The following is a 21820-nucleotide window of genomic DNA, read 5'->3' on the forward strand; positions in this document are numbered from 1 at the left end:
TATAATGTTCATTTGGCTGTTTAAATTCATCGTTTTTTCATTTTAGAGGAGGACTATATTTCAGTGACAGAAGCTGTTACCCCCCGTCAAGGGAGAACTCATTATTTTATTTTAATTGCCGTCGTGGTTGCGGCTGGTTTAAGCCAGGGACTGCTATTGCCGGTGCTGGCTATTTTTTTGGAACGGATGGGCATTTCATCCTCCATGAACGGATTGAACGCGGCTGCTTTATATGTAGGCTCATTTGCCATGACGCTGGTTGCGGAACGGCTTCTCGGCTGGGTCGGTTTCAAAAAACTGATCGTATCGGGTCTCGTGCTGGTGATGCTGTCGCTGGTCGCTTTCCCGTTGATTCCGAGCGTAGCCGTCTGGTTTGTACTGCGGGTGCTTGTGGGCATCGGCGATAGCGCGCTGCATTATGCCGCCCAGCTGTGGGTGCTGATGATGTCAACCGTGAAGAACCGGGGGCGGAGCATTTCCTTTTACGGCATGTCCTACGGTCTGGGATTTAGTATAGGGCCGCTCGGCATTCCTCTTCTGAAATACGGCGAAGCGGTACCGTTTTTGATTCTGGCTGTGCTGTTCTTGTTCATTCTGCTGGTCGTTCTATTCAAACTTCCGAATTTGAAGCCGGAAAAAAGCGAGCAAGGAGAGCAGCAGCCGGCCGGCCGCTATCTCAAAAGCTACCGGCTGGCCTGGTTTGCTTTGATTCCCGCGTTTTTGTACGGATACATGGAAGCGGGGATTAACAGCAATTTCCCGGTCTATGGGTTAAGAAGCGGGTTCACTTTAGGCGAAATTTCGACATTGCTGCCCTTTGTCGGCATCGGCGGACTCCTGCTGCAGCTTCCCCTCGGCATTTGGAGCGATAAATTCGGACGCAAGCGGGTGCTGACGATCGCGGGGATCGTGGGGGGCTGCTGTTTCCTGCTGATTCCGGTAGCTGGAACGAATTTCTGGGCAACCTTACTATTACTGACGATGGCCGGCGGTTTGGTCGGTTCTTTCTTCTCCCTCGGTCTGGCCTATGCCGCGGACATCCTTCCCAGGGTTCTGCTGCCGGCGGCCAACGTCGTGGCTTCCTTTCATTTCAATGCCGGCAGTATCGCAGGGCCGAATGCGGGCGGCGCTATCATGGAAACCGGGTGGAACGGGGGAATCTTCGTTTTGCTCGGCGGCTTGTATATTCTGTTTGCGTGCACGGGTTTATGGTTCAAAGGCAACAGCGTTTCACCCGAGAAATAGAAACATGCGTTCTCATGGCAATTGCTTTCGCTTTCTTCTAAACTAGAGAGTAGGAATATGCACTTGACGGGAGAGACGATAACATGATTAAAGTGGATCGGCTGAAGAAAACGATGGGTCCTGAACGTACACCGGTGTTAAAGGATATCACATTTCAGATGGAACACGGGGAAATGATCGGTCTGATCGGTGCAAGCGGAAGCGGTAAAAGTTTGCTGATGAGCTGTCTGTCGATGCAGCAAAAATGGGACGGCGGCAAACTGACGATTGACGGCGAAGATATGATGAATCCCGCCGGAAAACGAAGAATTCGACGGGAATGGGCTTATCTCGAGCAGAATCCTTCCCTAAACGTAAATCGAACGGCGCTTAAAAATGTATTGATCGGGCAATCCAGCCAAACGCCGCTGTGGCGGATGGTTACCGGGATGGTCCGGTCTGATGATTATATGGGAGCCATGGATACGATCGAGCACCTGGGTTTGCTGGACAAGGCAAAACGCAAGGCCGGCGAGCTGAGCGGCGGCGAGAAGCAGCGGATTGCCATTGCCCGAGCGCTCGTTCACGGCGCTAAGGTGATTTTGGCGGACGAGCCTGTCACGGGACTCGATCCGGCCTCTGCCGAGCATGTTTTGAAGACGCTAAAAACCTTGTGCGAGGAAGAGCGGCTGACGGTATTTACCGTCATCCCGTTGGAGCTTGCGGAGAAATACTGCACCCGAATCATGGGGCTGTCGGGCGGCCAGCTGGTAGTGGATGTGACCGGAAGACGTTTAACCCATGGCGAGAAGTCAAGACTGTAATTATCGATCACTTGACGCAAGGCGAAAGCATAGAAATGAGTTGATACTTATTGAAATATAGAGTGATGCAAGCCCTCTTGGCCGGCTTGTTACTATTTATCATAAGCGGCTGTACCTTTATTCAGGATCCGGTGTCTTTAATGAAGCGACCGGATCTGCCGACGGACAAAGCGACGCTGAACGGCGCTATCCAGTCCGCGCTCCAGAAGATCAAACTGGACAACGGCGCTATCATTCGGCCGCGAAGCGACGTCGACAGCAGTTCGATCCGAATTCATGACCTCGACAACGACGGCGTTATGGAAGCCGTCGTCTTCTATCAGACGCCGGATGAAGAGGTGAAAATCCACGGCATGATCATGCAGCAGCAGGGTGATACCTGGGTGAAGAGCCTCGATTTCGACGGAGAAGGGACGGTTTTGGAGTCATTTGATTTCGTTGATTTTACGAACGACGGCAAGGTTGACATCGTAGCCGGTTTCTCCCGCGGTGAAGAGAATCTTCAGAACCTGCTGGCCGTGTATTCATTCTCCGGGGATTCGCTCGAAAAAATCCCGGCTTTGCCGTATACGCACTTCAATATCGGAGACATGAATGGCGACAAGGTCAAGGATATTACGGTGGTATACCTTCAGCAGAAGGAGCTATCGTATATCAGCACCTATCAATACGACAAATTCGAGGATGCTTTCGTTGAGCTGAACAAACTGGATTTGGGACCAAATATCGAAAGTTATTACAATGTTGTCGCAGGTAAAGTGGCCAAAAACAAAGAAGGTATCATCTTGGATGCTTCGGTCGTGTCCAACTCTTCCTATTCCAAGCTCATTATCATGGAGGACAACAAGTTTATTGACGTGCTCCAGGATGAACTGCTTACGTACAAGGAACTGCCGGTCGAGAGCGAGGACGTGAACGATGACGGCATTTTAGAGTTTGGTGTGCTTACAAGGCCAAGCGGCTGGGAAGATCGGCTGATCCTGGACGAAATCCCGTTCTTCACCACGTACTTCCAGTGGGACGGAGAGGTCCGGGAGAGCAACGAAGTAGAAGGGCTTCAATTCGTGCTCCAAAGATACTACGATATGAATAATCGCTTCTATCTGGATTTTCCGCCGGATATGTACAATAAAATTACCATTACGCCGGAATCCAACAAAAATGCTTATCTGAATTTTGTCATGACCGACACGGGAGAGTCCGTCGCAGAAATCAAGTTTTTCTCCACGGCCCAGTGGGGAAAAGCCGAATCCGATTGGGAGATCTTGGTGAAGGAGAAAAACCGCGTCATCGCTTATCGAAGCCATGGCGATCTGAAATTGAGTAAAAAAGATAAAAAGCCAAGCAGCAACAATGTGGCTCCTATCGAAAGAAAGGGGAACTAGACCTTGAGTAAAGTGCTCATATTAGAAGATGAAGAATCCATTCGCAGTTTTATCGTAATTAATCTGAAACGGAACGGCTTTGAGGTGCTGGAGACCGAGAACGGCAATGAGGCCCTTCGCTTGCTGCAAACGACGCCAGACATCGATATCGCCTTGCTCGACGTCATGGTTCCGGGAATCGACGGCTTTGAAGTATGCCGCAGAATCCGGGAAACGAACGAGCGGATCGGCATTATTTTCCTGACGGCAAAAGTCCAGGAGCAGGACAAAGTGTATGCCCTATCCGTCGGAGCGGATGACCACGTAAGCAAACCGTTCAGCCCGACGGAACTGATCGCCCGGCTGCAATCCCTTCTGCGCAGGGTGAACGTTCAGCGTGCAGGTGCCGCCAAGGTATCCTTTCAATCGGGTCCGTTCACGCTGGATCTGATTTCCAAGCAATTCAAAAAGAACGGGCAGCCGGTGGAGCTGACGCCTACGGAGTTCTCGCTGGTCCAGTTCTTCCTGGAAAAAGAAAACACGCCGCTTAGCCGTGATGTGCTGCTTGATCACGTATGGGGCAAAGAATATATGGGCGATCCCAAAATCGTGGACGTGAACATTCGGAGACTGCGCCAAAAAATCGAAGGCAATCCTTCCGAGCCGGAATACCTCCAGACGGTATGGGGACACGGCTATAAATGGAAGGGTCAGGGACAATGATCATCAAAAAAGGCATTCGGCGGCAAATCGTGCTGCACTACTTCCTGGTAGTGTTCATCGCCTTGCTGCTGATTGAGGTTATTTTTCTAATCGCTTTACGATCGTATTATTACGATACGGTGTACAACCATGTGGTGAACCATATCCGTACCGCCAACGATTTCTATCAGCCCTTTCGACTGACTTCGTCGGACAACGTCAATCAGCTGAGCGAGATGGTTCGCCATTTTGAACTGTATAATACGGAGCTTCAAATTTTGAACCCGGCTGGTCAAGTACTCTCAACTTCGACCGGCTTCGAAATAGAGCAGACCATCAAGACCAGCGATGTCACCCAAGCGCTTGCAGGCAATACGAGCCGATGGATCGGCAAACAGCAAGGGACGGGCCAGATCGTGATGGCGGTGTCCCAGTCCGTTTCGAACGGTTTTGAAAATACGTATATTCTCCGTTACGTGACTTCGCTGGAATACGTAAACGACAAGCTGATGAAAATGACGCTGTTTGCCGTCAGCATTGGGGCGGCCGTTCTGGCGATCGTGCTTGCTTTCAGCATTGGGCTGGCCAATTCCATCGTAAAGCCGCTCAACAACATTACCACGGTGTCCGCTCAGATGGCCAAAGGCAAGTTCAACGTACGGATCAAGGGCGATTACAAATACGAGCTTGGCGAGCTTTCGTCGACCTTGAACTACATGGCGCAGGAGATTGTGCGAAGCAATCAGGTGAAGGATGACTTTATCTCCTCGATCTCGCATGAGCTGCGAACGCCGCTCACAAGCATCAAGGGCTGGAGCGAAACGCTTGACTCCGGCGGCTACGATCCGGAAGAAACGAAAATCGGAATGCAGATCATCTCCAAGGAAACCGATCGGTTGATCGGCCTTGTCGAAGAGCTGCTGGATTTCTCCAAGCTCCAGCAGAATGAGATGAAGCTGGTGAAGGGCATCGTGAATTTACGGGAGCTGCTGCAAGAGATCATGCTCAATCTGTGGACGAAAGCCGAGAAGAAGGGCGTTCAGATCAAACTGGAGTCCGACGAGAAGCCGATTATCTATGGGGATGTCAACCGCTTGAAGCAGGTATTCCTGAATATCGTGGACAACGCGGTTAAATTCTCGCATGAGAACGGGGTAATCAACCTGTCCTTCGCGATGGAAGAGAAGTTTGTTATCGTTACCGTACAAGATCACGGGATCGGCATCTCGGACGAGCATCTTCGGCGGGTAAAGGATCGGTTCTTCCAGGTGAATCCTCTTAACGGGGGAACGGGACTGGGATTAGCGATCACGCAGCAGCTCGTTGAGCTTCACGGGGGCACGATGGAAATGGAAAGCGAGCTCGGGCACGGAACAGCCGTGATCGTCAAGCTGCCGCTGCCTGAGGGGAAAATACCGATGGCCGGCGGGTTGGAGAACGGTGAGGAAGACGCAGCCGGGCCGATGGCCTAAGCTTTGCCGGATTACCGGCAAAGCTTTTCTCAACTTTACACCCGCAAAGTTTTGGAATAAGCATCGAAGCATGGGCTCCACTTTGTGGGGTATTGATTTGGGGTCCCCGCAAAGTATTTGGAATAAAGATCGGAGCATCGGCTCCACTTTGTGGGGTATTGATTTGGGGGTCCCTGCAAAGTAATTGGAATAAGGATCGATGCATAGGCTCCACTTTGTGGGGTATTGCTTTTGGGGGTCCCCGCAAAGTAATTGGAATAAAGATCGGAGCATAGGCTCCACTTTGTGGGGTGTTTTTATTGAGGGGGGAGTACAGGAGTGGAATCCGCAGCAATGTTTTCAACGGAGCAGGGGCGGTTTGAACTACGACGGGCAGAAGCCGTGCACGCAGGAGAGATGCTGGCGCTTCTAACGGAGGCGGCCGAGGTGATGGAGCAGCAAGGGCGCAAGCAGTGGAGTCCCTCGCTTTTTTCCCTGGACCTAATGAAACAGTACCTGGAAGAGCGTGAAGTCTTCATCCTGTGGCATGAAGACAAGGCGGCCGGCATGTTTACGCTGCAGTACGGGGATCCTGACTACTGGGGGAAGCGGGACGATCCGTCCTACGGTTACTTGCATCGTCTGACCGTACGCTTCGCTTATCGGGGGCTGGAGCTTGGGAACAAAATGATTTCCTTTGCGGAATCGTATTTGGTTTCCAAAGGGAAACGGGGCTTCCGATTGGATTGCGTATCCCATTTGCCAACGCTGAATCGATTTTACCAGCGTCAGGGATTTCAATTCGTGGCCGAGCAGGATATGGGCGGTCGCAAGGTGAATTTATATGAAAAGAATTTTGTTTCTTGATCTTATAGTTTGAACCTCCGTCGCATGCGCAAAGTCAGCAGGGCACGATACATGAGAAAAAGCGATCCGTAGCGGATCGCTTTTTTGTGTTAAAGGCCTGAAAGAAGTTCTCAGAGCTCTATTCTGTTCATGACATTCGTTCAGGATGAAGAGACATTTGCACGCAAGCGTCCTTTTTCGTATACATCCTGAAGGAGCCGGGCCGGCTGGGTACGAACCGTTGGTTTCGGAAGCACCGTCTCGTACGGTCCTACAACCACGACACTGCCGGGGGCCCCTTTCACAACGGCTCCGTCCTTGATCACTGCACCTTCCCCGATGATGGCGTGCTCGATATGGACGCCTTTGCCGATTCTGGCGTTCGGCATGACTACGCTATCCTTCACGATGGAGTATTTGCCGATTTCTGATCCGCAGAAGATGACGGAGCTTTTGGCTTTTCCTTCGAAGGTGCATTGATCATGAATCAGGCAGTCCGTATGCTCCACATTTCGGGTCCGTGCTGCCGACAGCTTGGTTTTCCAAGCACGCGTATACATAGGCCAATCGGCTCTCTCCAGGACGAGCTCATTTTGGCTAAGCACATCCATATGGGCTTCCCAGAGGCTTTCTACGGTGCCGACATCGCGCCAGTAGCCCTGAAAGCGGAATGCTAGCAGCGACTCTTCTCCGGACAGCATCTTAGGGATGACGTCCTTTCCGAAATCATGGCTGGAGTTCGGGTCAGACGCATCTTCGATCAGGTGCTGCTTCAGATAGTCCCAACGGAACAAATAAATGCCCATGGAGGCAAGATTGCTTTGCGGTTCTGCCGGTTTTTCGGCAAATTCAATGATATTGAGATTATCGTCAACGCTCATGACGCCAAATCGGCTGGCATCTTCCCAAGGCACTTCCATCACGGAGATCGTGGCAGGAGCCCCTTGCTTCATATGGGCTTCAAGCATCTCCCGATAATCCATCTGGTAAATGTGGTCCCCGGATAAGATGAGCACATGCTCTGGATTTTGATCATCGATGTATTGAATGTTTTTATAAATGGCATCTGCCGTTCCCAAGTACCCGTCTTGATGTGTGCTGTTGGATGGAAGAAGGGCAATGCCTTCACGTCCTGTATGTGTTAATCCCCAGGGTTCGCCTTCGCCGATATGTTCGTGTAATGATTCTGCCTCATATTGCGTAAGCACTCCAACCGTATCGATTCCGGAGTTTACACAATTGCTGAGAGGAAAATCGATTATACGATAATGTCCGCCAAACGGAACGGCGGGTTTTGCCAGCCTGGACGTAAGGGGAGCCAATCGTTTACCTTCTCCACCCGCCAGAAGCATAGCAATACAGTCTTTTTTCTTCATCACGTTTCCCTCCCAATGTATTTTCACGTTGTTCATTACATAAACGACATTCCCGGGGTTTGAAACGATTATATTGAAAAAGTAATTTGAAAATTACAAAATTATTTTTCAGGGACATTTTTTATTTTCAACCTGGTTAGAATGGGGTAATAGCATTAATAATATTGGATTTTTAAGAAAAAGCAGGTGACGACGATTGAACCAAGCAGTTAGGGAAGGAAACATGACTCCGGAACAAGTGTATTTATTTCATGAAGGAACCTGGTTTCACAGTTACCAATGTATGGGTGCACACCTTGCCGCAGAAGAAGGAGAAGAGGGCGTGCGTTTTACGGTGTGGGCTCCGAATGCCAGGCAGGTAGGACTTGCCGGAGACTGGAACGGCTGGGATGGTTCCCAAGACCCGTTATATAGGATGCCCGATTCGGGAATTTGGAGTCGGTTTTTCCCTGGGATGGAGACTGGAACTTTTTACAAATATCAGATCACGGGGCCCTTCGGAGAAACGTTCCTAAAGGCCGATCCTTATGCATTTCATGCCGAAGTACGACCTGCGACGGCATCGGTGGTGACCGACCTCTCAGGATATAGCTGGAATGATGCCGCATGGAGAAGGAAGAACAAATCCCCATATGCCAAGCCGGTGAACATTTATGAAATGCACTTCGGAACCTGGCGGCAAAAAGAGGACGGTTCGTTCTTTACATATCGGGAATTGGCCGATCAGCTGATTCCTTATTTGCAGGAAATGAGTTATACCCACGTAGAATTTATGCCTTTGGCGGAGCATCCCTACGATCTTTCGTGGGGCTATCAGGGCACCGGATTTTATGCGCTGACGAGCAGATACGGAACCCCCCATGATTTCATGTATCTCGTCGACCAGCTGCACCAAGCCGGCATCGGCGTGCTGCTCGACTGGGTGCCCGCACATTTTGCCAAGGATGCCCACGGGCTTCGGCAGTTTGACGGGGCGCCTCTTTATGAATATGAAGACCCCCAAAAAGCCGAGAAACCGGGCTGGGGAACATTGTCTTTCGATTATGCCAAGCCGGAGGTAATTTCATTCCTCATCTCCAATGCCTTATTTTGGATGGATATGTATCATATTGATGGTCTTCGCGTTGATGCCGTGACGAGCATGATTCGTCTTGATTTTGAGAAGCGTGAGGGTCAGTACAGCCTTAACGAGCACGGAGGCTTGGAAAACCTTGAGGCGATATCCTTTCTGCAGGAATTGAATAAAGCCGTGTTTCGATATTACCCGAATGCTTTGATGATGGCCGAGGAGTCGAGCGCATGGGCGGGGGTTACGGCACCTGTGCATGAAGGGGGTCTTGGCTTCAATTACAAATGGAATATGGGCTGGATGAACGACACGCTGTCTTATATTGAACAAGAGTTTGATCAGCGGCCTACCCATCATAATTTACTGACATTTCCCATTTGTTATGCCTATTCGGAGAATTTTACATTGCCGCTTTCACACGATGAAGTCGTCCATGGAAAGAAATCGCTGCTTAATAAAATGCCGGGAAGCTATGAACAAAAATTTGCGGGACTGCGGATTTTGCTTGGATACCAGATCACCCAGCCCGGGAAGAATCTGCTGTTCATGGGGGGAGAGTTCGGCCAGTTTATCGAATGGAAGGATCAGGAGCAGCTCGACTGGCTGCTGCTGGACTATGAAAGCCACCGCAAGCAGTTGGCATATACGGCAGCTCTAAACCGCATGTACGTGGATGAAAAGGCGCTATGGGAGCAGGATCACCGATGGGAAGGCTTTGAATGGCTCAGCGCCGATGATCATGAGCAGAGTGTCGTATCGTATATGAGAATGGGCACCAAGCCCGGCGATACGCTGATCATCGTCATTAATTTTCAGCCAAAGGCATATGACCAATATCGGATCGGTTTGCCGAGAGCGGGGCAATATGTGGAAATTCTGAATTCCGATCATGCCGATTACGGAGGCTCAGGACTGCTGAACGATTGTGAGATGAAAGCGGAGAAGAAGACCTGGCATGGCCAAACCCACAGCCTGGAGATCAAGCTGCCTCCATTAGGCATGGTTGTTTTAAAGAAAAAGCCGCCTCGATCGAGGAAATCGCAAGATCGATCGGACGCGTCGCTGAAGGCGGCAGCGGCAAGAGAGAAAACTGAACAAAAAACGAAACGGAGCAAAAGGGGGAAGCAGGATTGAAATTGTTATTTGCAGCTTCGGAATGCGGACCATACATTAAGACAGGCGGACTGGCGGATGTGATCGCTGCTTTGCCTAAATCCCTGCGCGGCATGGGTGAGGATATTCGAGTCGTGCTGCCGAAATATCGCGGCATTCCGGAAGAATACAGAGAGCGAATGGAGCATGTGGGAGAAACCCGGGTGCGGGTAGGCTGGCGCGAGCAATATTGCGGCATCGAGTCCGTGGTGGAAGACGGCGTAACGATCTATTTCGTGGATAATGAGTACTATTTTGGCAGAGACGGCATTTATGGTTACATGGACGATGGCGAACGCTTCTCTTTCTTCAACCGTGCCGTGCTTGAGGTTCTGCCGGTAATCGGATTCCAGCCGGATGTGCTTCACTGTCACGACTGGCATACCGCCATGATTCCGCTGCTTCTTGATGACGTCTATCGACATGATCCCTTCTATGCGGGGATTCGAACCGTGTTCACGATCCATAATCTGTTGTATCAGGGCGTATATCCGTACGAGGTGCTGGTTGATCTGCTTGGCATTCACAGCCGGCATTTCACGGCCGAAGGCGTGGAGTATTACGGAAACGTGAATTTCATGAAAGCGGGCATCGTTTACGCAGATCACGTAACGACGGTCAGCCCAACCTATGCCACGGAAATCCAGACGGGTTATTACGGGTACGGACTTGACGGACTTCTGTCGGCCCAAGGCTCGAGATTGAGCGGGATTGTGAACGGCATTGATACCAAAAGCTACAATCCGGCGACAGATCCGCATCTTGCCATGAAGTTCCGGAGCGGACTGAACAAAAAAACGCAGAACAAAATCGCCTTACAAGAAGAGCTGAATCTTCCCGTGGCGCCGCATATTCCGTTGATGTCGATGGTAACGCGATTGGTCGATTCGAAAGGACTCGATTTGGTTATCCGCATTCTGGATGAGCTGCTCTACTATGACGAGATTCAATTCGTTGTCCTGGGAACGGGAGATCCTTCCTATGAGCATTGGTTCAGGGAAGCGGCAAATCGCTATCCCACCAAAATGTCGGCCCAGATCCGGTTCAATGAGCCGTTATCGCGGCGTTTTTATGCCGGCAGCGACCTGTTCCTGATGCCTTCCAAATTCGAACCGTGCGGCATCAGCCAGCTGATCGCCATGCGGTACGGCAGCGTACCCATTGTCCGAGAAACGGGCGGACTGAACGATACGGTTCAGGCATACAACGAGTCTACGGGCGAAGGGAACGGCTTCTCTTTCAAGGATTACAATGCACATGACATGATGAACACCATCCGCCGCGCGACCTCCATATATCGCATGCCCGAGCACTGGCGTAAAGTGAGCAAGAACGCTCTGGGCGGGGATTACAGCTGGAACGTTTCGGCGAAGGAATATCAGGAAATCTATCATCAGATCACCAGCCGATAATAACCATGGCTTTCAAGACGCAGGGGTGCCCGGATAGCTTAGGAATAACAAGCTATCCGGGCACCCCTGTGCTGTCTGAATATGATCGAAGCTAATGTTTCAATTCCCGGCATAAAATGCGATACGCGTACGGTTCCAAATCGATATGCATCGTACCGTTTACCGGTTTTACAGGCTCTTCGGTTTCGGCATCGATCCAATCGGTCGTGACGATGGGATGAGATAGGGTACGCTTCGAGTCGCTGTTGTTGATCCAGACGATAAAATGCATGGTTTCGTCGGCACGTTCGTACACGATGCAAGGATCATGAAGATTCGCCTGCAAGAAGCGGAAGCGACCTTGCCGCAAGGCCTTATGCTCTTTCCGCAGCGCGATCATGCCTTGATAAAATGCATACAGCTCCTGGTTTCGCTTCTTGGGATCCCATTCCATGCATTTGCGGCAATCCGGGTCTCCATCCCCGGTCAAGCCGATTTCATCCCCGTAAAAGATGCACGGCGTGCCCATGAAGGTGAACAGGAATACGACGGTGAGTTTCATGCGCCGGATATCTTCTCCCACGCGCGTAAGCAGCCTGGGCGTATCGTGGCTGCAAAGCAGGTTGAAGACCACTTCGTTGGTCTGCTGCGGATAACGCATCAGGATCGAGCCGATACGGTTAGCGAAGGTGAGCCCGTCCATATTGCCGTTGAAAAACTCCAGCACCTTATCGGCAAAAGGGTAATTCATCACGGAATCGAACTGGTCGCCTTGCAGCCAGATCAACGAGTCGGACCAAACCTCGCCCACGATGTAAGCCTCGGGGTTCGCCTTCTTGACAACCTGTCTGAAATCCCGCCAGAAATGATGGTCGATTTCATTCGCAACATCCAGGCGCCAGCCGTCAAGCTTGATCTCCTTAATCCAATACTCGGCGACGCCCAGTAAATACGCCTTGACTTCGGGATTGGCGGTATTGAATTTCGGCATGTTTCCGAAGAAGCCGAAGGTGTCGTATGTCGGTATGCCGTCCTTGATCTCGCAAGGAAACCGGTTCACATGAAACCACCCGGCATATTTGGACTTCTCGCCATGCTTCAGGACGTCCTGAAAGGGCGGGAACTCCTCGCTGCAGTGATTAAATACCGCATCCAGAATCACCCGAATGCCTTTCGCGTGGCAGGTATCGACTACCTTTTTCAACAGATCATTATCGCCAAAGTGCGGATCCACCTGCTTATAATCTACCGTGTCGTATTTATGATTGGAGGGAGAGAGGAAGAGGGGGGTAAAATAAATGGCGTTAATGCCCAGGTCAACCAGATCATCCAGATGATCCAGCACGCCCTGCAGGTCACCGCCGAAGAAATTGTCCACCTCCGGCTTGCCGCCCCAGGCATCGGTTCCGTCAGGACTGATGGCCGGGTTCCCGTTGGCAAAGCGTTCCGTCATGATTTGATAGAATACGGCTTCTTTGGCCCATTCCGGTACTTTGAATACATCGACTTCATGTATGTACGGAAATTCAAAGTAGCCTGCCGGCGGATAGGGGTAATCCCATCCGATTCCGCTGTCCACCATATACACCGTTTCATCTCCCGCATGGATCCGGAATCCGTATGACAACCTCTTGTATTTGGGCCTGACTCCGCATTCCCAGTAATCAAACATGTCGTCAGAGGCGGCCTTTTCCATAGTGATCTCGAAGTACGTACGGTCCCAATCATATTTGTCGCCCGTCATGGCAACAACTGAATCAATGTCGTTCTTCTTGGTTCGAATCCGAAGATGAATGGTATGTGTATCGTAAGCATAAGCCCATTTATCTCTAGGAACATGATACAGCGCTTCTAACAGCATGGTTACACCTCCTATATGAGTAAAGCTATAGCTAATTAATAACCAGCTGCTGGCTTGCCTGAATCATGCGGTGAATGAGACAGGCGGCTTGCAATGTAGATGGACCGAAATCATGCGCTTCTATAAGATGGGAAGGCAGCCGATAGATTATGCATCGTCCGTAAAGTGTTCCATTCTTATATTCCATATCTTTAAATTCCTATTTTGGATAATTCTAAAGTCCTGTGTTTACATTTTAATGTAGGGAGATGAGAAGCTTGCGGATAGGATGTAAGCTAAACATTAATTTCCATTATTATTGGGATTGAATGGATTCAAACCCGCTTGATTATTTTAATAATTAGTTATAATCCACAGACTGAATCATATGTTACATGATCATTCTAAGGGTATGATGATTTGACCGTTGTATTAAAATAGTGGAATGACATACTACAAGCTGATCTTGCCTGTAAGTTACAAATTGAAAACCATCAATTTTCATTGCATATTCATGCATCCTGTTTTATAATGACTCAGTTGCTTTTTTTTCTAAAGATTTAATCTATTTGTAATAGTTAGGGGAGAAACGAGACGTATGAAACGTAAATTTACAGCGTGGATGACCCTGTTCATGGTGGTCGTGCTGTCTTTCGGCAGCCTCGTCCATGCGGAGGGCGAGAAGAAAACGGTGATTCTTGGCACCAGTGCCGACTATGCACCATATGAGTTCCATAAAACGATAGATGGCGTGGATACCATCGTCGGATTTGATATCGATATCGCGAAGGAAATCGCCAAGGATCTTGGCGCAGAGCTCATCATCAAGGATACGTCCTTTGATGCGCTCTTGCCAGAGCTGACGAGCGGCCGCGTGGATTTCGTCATATCGGGCATGAATCCAACGGAAGACCGCCGAAAAAGCATTGATTTCTCGGAGCCTTATTACGCTGCGGAACAATCGGTCGTCGTCCGCAAGGAAGACGCCCAGAAATTCAATACGCTTGAAAGCCTGGAAGGAGCCCGGATCGGGGTTCAGAAAAGCTCCATTCAGGAGTCCATCGCAAAAACGATACCGAATGCCAATGTAGTATCGCTTGATAAAATCCCGGATTTGCTGCTGCAGCTGGAATCCGAGCGCGTGGACGTCGTCCTTGCGGAGTATCCGATCGCAAAGACCAACATGAATGAAGCGACCATGGTCATCACGGATGCCAAGCCGACGGCGGAGAACGACGCATATGCCATCGGGGTTCGCAAAGGAAACGAAGAGCTGCTTGGCAGCATTAATGCTACGCTCGAGCGTTTAAAAGAAAATAACCAGATCCAGAAATTTGTCGACGATGCCAGCGATCTGGCTGCAGGACGAACGGCAGAGAATCTGAATACCTTTGAATTTTTCTGGAAATATCGCGACTATTATGCCAAAGGGATTCAATTTACGTTGCTTATTTCGGCCCTCGGCGTGTTATTCGGATTCATTCTCGGATTGATTATCGCATTAATGCGGATGTCCGGCGTAAAAATCCTTAAGTTTTTGGCTACCGCATATATTGAAATCATCCGCGGCACGCCGATGCTGGTCCAGCTGTTTATTATCCATTACAGCTTGGCGGCGTTTGATATTAAATTCTCACCGATCCAGTCGGGTATTTTGACGCTCTCCATCAACAGCGCTGCCTATTTGGCCGAAATATTCCGGGCAGGCATTCAAGGCGTAGACCGCGGACAGCTGGAAGCGGCCCGTTCACTCGGGATGACGAAGGGCAAGGCGATGCGTCATATCATTTTGCCGCAGGCGCTGAAAGGGGTACTCCCTGCGATCGGTAACGAATTCGTTGTCATTATCAAGGAATCGTCCATCGTATCGTTCATCGGTGTATTCGATATTATGTACCAAGCTCAGATTTTGCGCGGTTCAACCTTTGCCCCGCTGAATCCGCTGCTTGTGGCGGCCATGATCTACTTTATTCTGACATTCGTTCTCTCGAAGCTTCTGGGTGTCTGGGAAAGGAAGTTGAGTGCAAGTGATAACCGTTAAGGATCTTCATAAATCGTTTGGCAAGCTGGAAATACTGAAGGGCATTGACATCGAGATTGCAAAAGGAGAAGTGGTGGTTGTCATCGGACCTAGCGGCTCCGGTAAAAGTACCTTTTTACGCTGTCTCAATTTGCTGGAAGTGCCGACCAGCGGCGAAATTTCGTTCGAGGGTGAGCTGATCACCGCCAAGAATCACAATATCAATGCTACCCGCGAGAAAATGGGTATGGTGTTTCAGCAGTTTAACCTGTTTCCGCACAAGAAGGTCATCGAGAATATTACGCTTGCTCCTATTCAGGTGAAGGGGGTCTCGGCGAAGGAAGCCGAGGCTACTGCAGACGAGCTGCTGAAATCGGTTGGACTGCAGGACAAGAAGGAGTCTTATCCTTCCCAGCTGTCCGGCGGACAGAAGCAGAGAATTGCCATTGCGCGAGCACTCGCGATGCAACCCCATGTCATGCTGTTTGACGAGCCGACCTCCGCGCTCGATCCCGAGATGGTGGGCGAGGTTTTGGAAGTGATGAAGAAGCTTGCCGAAGGCGGAATGACGATGGTCATCGTGACCCATGAGATGGGCTTCGCTCGCGAAGTGGGAGATCGGATCCTGTTCATGGACGGCGGCAATATCGTGGAGGAAGGCACGCCGGACCAACTGTTCGGCAATCCGACCCATCCCCGTACGCAAGAGTTTTTAAGCAAGGTGTTGTAACTTTTTCATCTGGAATGTAACAAATTAAAAACAGCGCCTAGCCTGGTGTTTCAGGCAGCGGCGCTGTTTTTCTTTGTGTGTTGGTAACAATTGCTTGCGGTATAGGTTACAAAATTGTGATATATTCATGTTCGTTGACATACTACATCCGATTTACCAAGCTACATATTAAGGGAGGCATCTTTAGATGTTACAACAAATGAAATCTTGGACAAGAAATCGTGGACTTAACAAAAATAATAAAATCGCTGGAAGAACAGCCAAATGGTTTACCATTACAGCCGTGGCACTCGGACTGACTTTTGCCGGAGGCGGACTGCAAGCACATGCAAGCTCCGTGCATGTTGCCAAGAACGGCGATACGTTCTACTTCTTGTCCAAACAGTACGGCGTTAACATGGACAAGCTGATGAAAGCTAACCCAACAATTAAGGCAACGAATATTTACCAGGGGCTCAAAATCAACATACCAGGGACGGTATCGATGAACTCGGCGGCATCCGCGGCGCCCATCGCTCCAGGAAACTCCGGTTTCACGCCAAGCTTGAATGTTATACCGCAGAATAACGTAGTCGAAGCATGGGGCAAGACGTTTAATTACAGCAAAACTTTGTCCGTTAAAGCTACAGCGTATTCCTCTGCTGCAAGCGAGAACGGCGGTTGGGGCGCGGTTGATTATTTCGGGAATTCCCTTAAGCTTGGCACCATCGCCGTTGATCCCAAGGTAATTCCGCTCGGTACCAAGGTGCTTGTAACAGGACATGAGCATCCAGGACTGCCTAAAAAGGCATTTGTAGCAGAAGCACGTGATATCGGCGGAGCCATAAAAGGGAATAAGATTGATATCTTCATCCCAGGCTCCCAATCATCCGTAAATCAATTCGGCATCCAGGATATCAAATTGTTCATTATCGATTAATTCATATATTATTAGGAATCGTAAAGACGGCTTCACTGGTCAACTTCCAGTCAGCCGTCTTTTTGGCGTTCAAACAGGCACTATCGCGATTCCGGCACGTTTAACATATCCGGAAGCGTCACGAAGCTGTACCCCTTGTTTCGCAGCTCCGCTATGATGTCGGGGAGCGCTTCAATAGTACCGGATAGATTGGATCCCACGCCGCCTCCGGCATGCTGGAGAATGATCGAGCCGGGACCGACCGCAGATAAAATATTGCTTTTGACATCTTCCTTTTGCAGTCCCTTCCAATCGAGGGAATCGACATTCCAATTCACTACTTTGTACCCGTTTTTACGAGCCCATTGAAGCTGTTCTTCATTAATATCGCCATAAGGAGGACGGATCAGCCGCGGGTGGACGCCGGTCAGCGACTTCAAAATCGTGTTGGTACGCTCAATTTGGCTTTTGAATTTCTCCAGGCTCAGCTTGTTCAGTTGGGCGTGATTGTAAGAGTGATTCCCAATGGCATGTCCTTCTTCATGGATGCGTTTCATGAGCTCAGGGTGTTTCTTGGCACGGTCTCCTACTGCAAAAAAGGTGGCCTTCACCTGCTGTTCTTTCAGCACATCGAGAACTTTTCCGGTAAATCGGGGGTCCGGTACATCATCAAAGGTAAGCGCCACCTGTTTGACCCGTGGTCCGCTTGCGCGAAACGTGTCCGGGTATTTTCTCAGCAATTGGCTTAAAGACGGCGCGCCGTCTGATGGTTTGCTCTTATTTCGCTTCGAATGATCCATGACTTGGCTGGACTCCGACATGACGGAAGCATCCTGAGGTTGTTGTGACAGATTATGTAAAGCGGACGCGTTTGCCGGGATGCCCGGCACAACGATAAAGAATGAAAGGATCCACAGCAGGCAGATTCCTGCGCGGCATCTTTTGAACATCACGATCGGCCCCTTTAGCTTTTTAGTATGGTATGCCCAGTTGGATAAACAATTATCCTCAATATGGGAATTCGACGGTTTTTAGTTTTCCCTCGGAAAGGTGTATAATAACCCCTAACAGATTTTATTACATCTTAATCATTTGGATGTGGAAGGAGATAATCGCTTGGCTGACTTGTTTACACCCTACAATTTCAAGAATTTGACCCTCAAGAACCGCATTGTTATGCCACCGATGTGTCAATATTCCGTAAAGGCCGGGGACGGGATTCCGAATGATTGGCATTTTGTGCATTACGTCAGCCGTGCCGTGGGAGGCACTGGCTTAATTATTGTGGAAATGACAGGCGTTCACCCGGACGGACGCATAACGAATCAGGATACCGGGATCTGGGACGACAATCAAATTCCTGCCTATCGCCGTATTGTCGAAGCCGTGCATTCTTATGGAACCAAGATTGGTATCCAGCTCGGCCATGCCGGCCGAAAGGCGCAGGATGCCGAGCCGTCGGTTGCCCCGTCGGCAATCCCGTTCAGTTCCCATTACAAAATGCCGAAGGCACTCTCCACTGCCGAAGTGGAAGATCTCATTCAGGCCTTCAGGGAAGGAGCTCGCCGGGCCGTTGAAGCTGGATTCGACACGGTTGAGATTCATGGCGCGCATGGTTACCTGATCCATCAGTTTCATTCGCCGCTGACGAATCAACGCAGTGACGAATATGGCCAAGATCTCCCTCTGTTCGGTGAACGGGTTGTCCAGGCCGTTAAGGAAGTGCTGCCCGAAGGCATGCCGATCATCATGCGGGTGTCTGCTAAAGAATATGTGGACGGCGGTTATGATGTGCAGTACTGCGCGGAAATCTGCAAACGATACCGGGATGCCGGGGTCGATATTTTTCATATCTCCTCCGGAGGAGAAGGGGTCGTCGGTTCCAATGGCGGTCCGGAAGCGAAGCCGGGTTATCAGGTCGATCTGGCTGCGGAGTTCAAACAACTGCTGAAGGTCCCCGTGATTGCGGTAGGGCTGCTTGATGATTACAATGTCGCCCAAGAGGTGGTTTTGTCGGGCAAGGCGGATATGGTGGCGATTGGAAGGGGCATGCTGCGGGATCCGTACTGGGCGGTTCATGCTGCCAAAGCGCTTGATGAAGAACAGAAAGTTCCGAAGCAGTATGAACGTGGATATTAAAAATCGGTGCGTGTTCAAAATTCGGATTTCACCACCGATAAGGTGATCCAAAGATGACTTTTTGAACAACCTCTAAAAAAATTTTGAAACCGTTTGGGATCATGCAACGTAAACATTTAACATATACCAGTATTTTAAAGCGAAAGCGAGAGGAAGAGAACGATGTCCATATTTAAAAGATTGCGTGACTTGACCATGTCCAATATTAACGCCATTATCGACAAGGCTGAAGACCCGATCAAGATGACGGACCAGTACATCCGCGACATGACCGAAGACCTTGAGGATGCCGAGAAAGCGGTAGCTGCCCAAATCGCCATCGAGAAACGCTTCAAAGCCCTTTATGAGGAGCAAGCTGCTCTCGTGGAAAAACGCACGCAGCAGGCTCATACGGCAGCGCAGGCGCAAAACGTTGAGCTTGCCCGCCGTGCGCTGGAAGAGAAGAAGGCAGCTGAAGCCAAGCGCGACGAGTACAAAGCAAGCTACGATCAGAACAAGCTGGCAGCCGACAACCTGCGCGGCAAGCTGGAGGAAATGCGCAAGCAGCTTACAGCGATGAAGAACAAGCGCGAGACGCTGGTTGCCCGTTATAATGCGGCTAAAGCGCAAACCGAGATCAACAAAGCAATGAACGGTTTCGGGTCTGACACGGCTTCGGCCGGGTTGAAGCGGATGGAAGAAAAGATGCTGGCCATGGAAGCGCGTGCCGAAGCAAGCAACGAAATGTCGACGCGCGAGAAATCCCTCGATGAAGAGTTCGAGAACCTCGGCAAGGACAAAGCCGTTGAGGATGAGCTTGCAGCCTTGATGAAGCAATACGAGAACAAGTAATCCGGGTCTGGTGGTCTGACAGGTAAATAGTATCGATGGCGAGGGAGACGCAGCAGGGCTGAATACTACTGTGCTTCTCCTTCGCTTTTGTTTGATACCGGATATATACGGGATTACCCCTTTAAGGTTGTCTATCTTCATTTGAAGCAGTCTGATCGGGGCATTGATATGTATGTTGAATGTGTGGAGGCTTAGAGATGGATTTTGATATGATCTTGCGTGTATTGCTTTGGACGGCTGTCGGTGGGCTGCTGTTGTTTGTATTGATGTTCGTGGATTCCCTGTTCACGAAATATAACGATCTTGAAGAAGTGAAAGCGGGTAACATGGCGGTAACCACAAGGCTGATCCTCAAGCTGGTCGCCCAAGGGTATATTTTATCCGTGTCGATCGGAACGTCCTATCACCTGCTGGAGGCGATTGTGGTATCGGTCGTTTCGTTTATCATATTGTTTGTTCTCGAAGCGTTGACAGAGCTCATGCTGCGCAATTTCGGCAAGCTGAACCTGGATAAGGGAACCCGCGAGGGCAAAACCGGTTACGGTTTGTTTGCAGGATCGCTGCATGTGGTCGGAGCGTTAATTATTACCGCTTGCTTATAGAACGCATAATGGAGATAGGGGATTAGGAAAGATGAGTATGTGGAAAAGAATCAGCAATTTATTTAGCAAGCCCGAGCCGCCCAAGGTAGAGAAGAGCATGCTGCAGCTGGCTCCGGGCGATATTTGCGAAGTGTCTCTGGTTACTTACGAAGTCACGGGCCGCGTGCACAATCGAGGCCGCAACGCGGTCGTCCTGACGCTTCAGGATGGCAGCACCATTGCTTATCTTCACATCGAAGAACGCGAGACGGTTCAATATGCACTCTATGCGCCCATCGATGGACGCCTGGATTCGCCGGATGAGGTGCCGTCCATCATCGATCTGGACGATCATGTGTTTCATTTGGAAGAGGAATACGGTGGACATGTATCGATATCCGGCCGTACTGCATTTATGCAAAGCGGGGAGCAGCATGTATGGCAGTACCAATCGGATGATTACAAGCTGCTGCGAATCGAATGGCAGAATGGACGGTTTATGCTCTATGAAGGCGAGAAAGTGATACCGGGGGACGTAAGGGTTATCCGGGCGACTTAGGAGTGGTGGCATGAAGGAACGCTCTTTTTTATCTGTAAAAATCATACTGGTACTGAGTCTGTTCGTATCTTTATTAAGCGGATGCGGAGCGCCGAATATCAAGGACACGTATCCGCTGGAGTCCGTCAATCGGGACGGAAATGCAACATCCTATGTGTATCGGGCAGCTGATAAAAGCGTTCCCGAAGTGGCGGGCGAGCTCATGGCGGCGAATACGCCGGATCAATCGTCTCCTGAGGATACGGAGCGGATGTTCTTGGTGTATGGCGATGAGTATTACCATTTGCAGCAGGATCCCCAGAAGCCGGCCGATACGCTGATCGAAATCGATTCCAAGGAATATGTTCAGCGCAATTACGATTCCAGTTTCCTGCAGGGATACTTGACCGCCGTCCTTATCGGGAATTTGTTTGATTCGATGGGCGGCGGGGGCTATCGCGGCTATACCAGCAAAGATGTGTATAAACCGGCTCAAGGGAACTATAAAAAGCCGACAAGCCAAGATAAGAAGATCGCTCCGCCGTTGACGGTTGACCGGAGCGGGAAAATTACGCGGCGCGGTCAGGATACGGTCGGCACGGGCGGAAGCCTGTTCAGACGGAATCCGGATTCAAGCGGTGACCGCGGCTCGATCAAACGCGGCGAAAGCGGCGGAAGTTTGTTCGATTCGCCGAAGAAATCGTACAAGAAGCCCAAGACCCGGATCGGATCCGGTAAGATTTCCCGAAGGGGCCGAAGGTAAAACAATTCGCTTTATGCGCATGGTCTAAGGGCCATGCGTTTTTTAATGTTTCGAAACGAAAATATACAACCTTCAGATACG

At 50.2% G+C, this 21820-nt stretch carries 19 protein-coding genes; 16 read left to right on the forward strand and 3 right to left on the reverse strand.

The window, feature by feature from the left end:
• Positions 1-63 precede the first annotated feature (63 nt).
• The 6 genes from M1D70_RS12355 to M1D70_RS12380 all read left to right on the forward strand — a co-directional run bounded on the left by M1D70_RS12355 (position 64) and on the right by M1D70_RS12380 (position 6432).
• On the forward strand, positions 64-1245 hold the full coding sequence (locus M1D70_RS12355) for an MFS transporter (protein WP_009589182.1): 1182 nt from the start codon (positions 64-66) through the stop codon (positions 1243-1245).
• An 83-nt stretch (positions 1246-1328) separates the two neighbouring features.
• Positions 1329-2048 carry a phosphonate ABC transporter ATP-binding protein gene (locus M1D70_RS12360; protein ID WP_009589188.1) on the forward strand — a complete coding sequence of 240 codons (720 nt, stop codon included), beginning with the start codon at positions 1329-1331 and terminating at the stop codon, positions 2046-2048.
• Positions 2049-2113: 65 nt separating this feature from the next.
• Positions 2114-3433, forward strand: coding sequence for a hypothetical protein (locus tag M1D70_RS12365; RefSeq protein ID WP_009589192.1), 1320 nt, complete (start codon positions 2114-2116; stop codon positions 3431-3433).
• A 3-nt stretch (positions 3434-3436) separates the two neighbouring features.
• Entirely contained in the window at positions 3437-4135 is a 699-nt protein-coding gene (locus M1D70_RS12370; protein WP_009589197.1) for a response regulator transcription factor, read from the forward strand.
• Positions 4132-5586, forward strand: a complete 1455-nt coding sequence (locus tag M1D70_RS12375) for a sensor histidine kinase (RefSeq protein WP_009589187.1) — start codon at positions 4132-4134, stop codon at positions 5584-5586. Before M1D70_RS12370 ends, M1D70_RS12375 begins: the two co-directional genes overlap by 4 nt.
• Positions 5587-5904: 318 nt before the next feature.
• Positions 5905-6432 carry a GNAT family N-acetyltransferase gene (locus M1D70_RS12380; protein ID WP_456289977.1) on the forward strand — a complete coding sequence of 176 codons (528 nt, stop codon included), beginning with the start codon at positions 5905-5907 and terminating at the stop codon, positions 6430-6432.
• Between the two features lie 140 nt (positions 6433-6572).
• Here the strand turns inward: M1D70_RS12380 and M1D70_RS12385 are convergent, their stop codons facing one another.
• The gene (locus tag M1D70_RS12385; protein WP_456289978.1) at positions 6573-7787 is read right to left on the reverse strand and encodes a glucose-1-phosphate adenylyltransferase; all 1215 of its coding nucleotides are present in this window, start codon (positions 7785-7787) and stop codon (positions 6573-6575) included.
• Between the two features lie 223 nt (positions 7788-8010).
• On the opposite strand from M1D70_RS12385, the gene glgB reads away from it, so the two are divergent.
• Both glgB and glgA read left to right on the forward strand, forming a co-directional pair.
• The gene (gene glgB / locus M1D70_RS12390; RefSeq protein ID WP_456289979.1) at positions 8011-9990 is read left to right on the forward strand and encodes a 1,4-alpha-glucan branching protein GlgB; all 1980 of its coding nucleotides are present in this window, start codon (positions 8011-8013) and stop codon (positions 9988-9990) included.
• On the forward strand, positions 9987-11420 hold the full coding sequence (glgA, locus tag M1D70_RS12395; RefSeq protein ID WP_456289980.1) for a glycogen synthase GlgA: 1434 nt from the start codon (positions 9987-9989) through the stop codon (positions 11418-11420). Before glgB ends, glgA begins: the two co-directional genes overlap by 4 nt.
• Before the next feature lie 91 nt (positions 11421-11511).
• Here glgA and M1D70_RS12400 read toward each other — a convergent pair whose 3' ends face one another.
• On the reverse strand, positions 11512-13260 hold the full coding sequence (locus tag M1D70_RS12400) for an alpha-glycosidase (RefSeq protein ID WP_456289981.1): 1749 nt from the start codon (positions 13258-13260) through the stop codon (positions 11512-11514).
• A 577-nt stretch (positions 13261-13837) separates the two neighbouring features.
• Here M1D70_RS12400 and M1D70_RS12405 point away from each other — a divergent pair.
• From M1D70_RS12405 to M1D70_RS12415, 3 genes are all read left to right on the forward strand, one after another.
• Positions 13838-15280, forward strand: coding sequence for an ABC transporter substrate-binding protein/permease (locus M1D70_RS12405; RefSeq protein ID WP_456289982.1), 1443 nt, complete (start codon positions 13838-13840; stop codon positions 15278-15280).
• Entirely contained in the window at positions 15267-15989 is a 723-nt protein-coding gene (locus M1D70_RS12410) for an amino acid ABC transporter ATP-binding protein (RefSeq protein WP_009589439.1), read from the forward strand. Before M1D70_RS12405 ends, M1D70_RS12410 begins: the two co-directional genes overlap by 14 nt.
• 187 nt (positions 15990-16176) lie before the next feature.
• Complete coding sequence (locus tag M1D70_RS12415; RefSeq protein ID WP_009589366.1) at positions 16177-16908, forward strand: 3D domain-containing protein; 732 nt, start codon at positions 16177-16179, stop codon at positions 16906-16908.
• A gap of 80 nt (positions 16909-16988) precedes the next feature.
• Here M1D70_RS12415 and M1D70_RS12420 read toward each other — a convergent pair whose 3' ends face one another.
• The gene (locus M1D70_RS12420) at positions 16989-17837 is read right to left on the reverse strand and encodes a polysaccharide deacetylase family protein (RefSeq protein ID WP_456289983.1); all 849 of its coding nucleotides are present in this window, start codon (positions 17835-17837) and stop codon (positions 16989-16991) included.
• Positions 17838-18003: 166 nt separating this feature from the next.
• Between M1D70_RS12420 and M1D70_RS12425 the strand changes: the two genes are divergently transcribed.
• The 5 genes from M1D70_RS12425 to M1D70_RS12445 all read left to right on the forward strand — a co-directional run bounded on the left by M1D70_RS12425 (position 18004) and on the right by M1D70_RS12445 (position 21739).
• Complete coding sequence (locus M1D70_RS12425; RefSeq protein ID WP_009589410.1) at positions 18004-19026, forward strand: NADH:flavin oxidoreductase/NADH oxidase; 1023 nt, start codon at positions 18004-18006, stop codon at positions 19024-19026.
• Positions 19027-19188: 162 nt separating this feature from the next.
• A complete protein-coding gene (locus M1D70_RS12430) occupies positions 19189-19857 on the forward strand; it encodes a PspA/IM30 family protein (RefSeq protein ID WP_009589445.1) in 669 nt (222 codons plus the stop codon).
• Positions 19858-20054: 197 nt separating this feature from the next.
• Positions 20055-20459 carry a DUF350 domain-containing protein gene (locus M1D70_RS12435; protein WP_009589371.1) on the forward strand — a complete coding sequence of 135 codons (405 nt, stop codon included), beginning with the start codon at positions 20055-20057 and terminating at the stop codon, positions 20457-20459.
• 31 nt (positions 20460-20490) lie between these two features.
• The gene (locus M1D70_RS12440; protein ID WP_009589430.1) at positions 20491-20997 is read left to right on the forward strand and encodes a DUF4178 domain-containing protein; all 507 of its coding nucleotides are present in this window, start codon (positions 20491-20493) and stop codon (positions 20995-20997) included.
• A 10-nt stretch (positions 20998-21007) separates the two neighbouring features.
• Positions 21008-21739 (forward strand): DUF4247 domain-containing protein, encoded by a 732-nt coding sequence (locus tag M1D70_RS12445; protein WP_009589478.1) that lies wholly within the window; start codon positions 21008-21010, stop codon positions 21737-21739.
• The last annotated feature ends 81 nt before the right edge of the window (positions 21740-21820 follow it).

The organism is Paenibacillus sp. AK002 (assembly GCF_053903045.1).

Bases quoted from the DNA above. Each gene is read 5' to 3' on its own strand.
- M1D70_RS12430 (WP_009589445.1), top strand. From the start codon at position 19,189: ATGTCCATATTTAAAAGATTGCGTGACTTGACCATGTCCAATATTAAC.
- M1D70_RS12440 (WP_009589430.1), top strand. From the start codon at position 20,491: ATGAGTATGTGGAAAAGAATCAGCAATTTATTTAGCAAGCCCGAGCCG.
- M1D70_RS12445 (WP_009589478.1), top strand. From the start codon at position 21,008: ATGAAGGAACGCTCTTTTTTATCTGTAAAAATCATACTGGTACTGAGT.
- M1D70_RS12360 (WP_009589188.1), top strand. From the start codon at position 1,329: ATGATTAAAGTGGATCGGCTGAAGAAAACGATGGGTCCTGAACGTACA.
- M1D70_RS12365 (WP_009589192.1), top strand. From the start codon at position 2,114: ATGCAAGCCCTCTTGGCCGGCTTGTTACTATTTATCATAAGCGGCTGT.
- M1D70_RS12415 (WP_009589366.1), top strand. From the start codon at position 16,177: ATGTTACAACAAATGAAATCTTGGACAAGAAATCGTGGACTTAACAAA.
- M1D70_RS12435 (WP_009589371.1), top strand. From the start codon at position 20,055: ATGGATTTTGATATGATCTTGCGTGTATTGCTTTGGACGGCTGTCGGT.
- glgB (WP_456289979.1), top strand. From the start codon at position 8,011: ATGACTCCGGAACAAGTGTATTTATTTCATGAAGGAACCTGGTTTCAC.
- M1D70_RS12405 (WP_456289982.1), top strand. From the start codon at position 13,838: ATGAAACGTAAATTTACAGCGTGGATGACCCTGTTCATGGTGGTCGTG.
- M1D70_RS12420 (WP_456289983.1), bottom strand. From the start codon at position 17,837: ATGTTCAAAAGATGCCGCGCAGGAATCTGCCTGCTGTGGATCCTTTCA.
- M1D70_RS12385 (WP_456289978.1), bottom strand. From the start codon at position 7,787: ATGAAGAAAAAAGACTGTATTGCTATGCTTCTGGCGGGTGGAGAAGGT.
- M1D70_RS12400 (WP_456289981.1), bottom strand. From the start codon at position 13,260: ATGCTGTTAGAAGCGCTGTATCATGTTCCTAGAGATAAATGGGCTTAT.
- M1D70_RS12375 (WP_009589187.1), top strand. From the start codon at position 4,132: ATGATCATCAAAAAAGGCATTCGGCGGCAAATCGTGCTGCACTACTTC.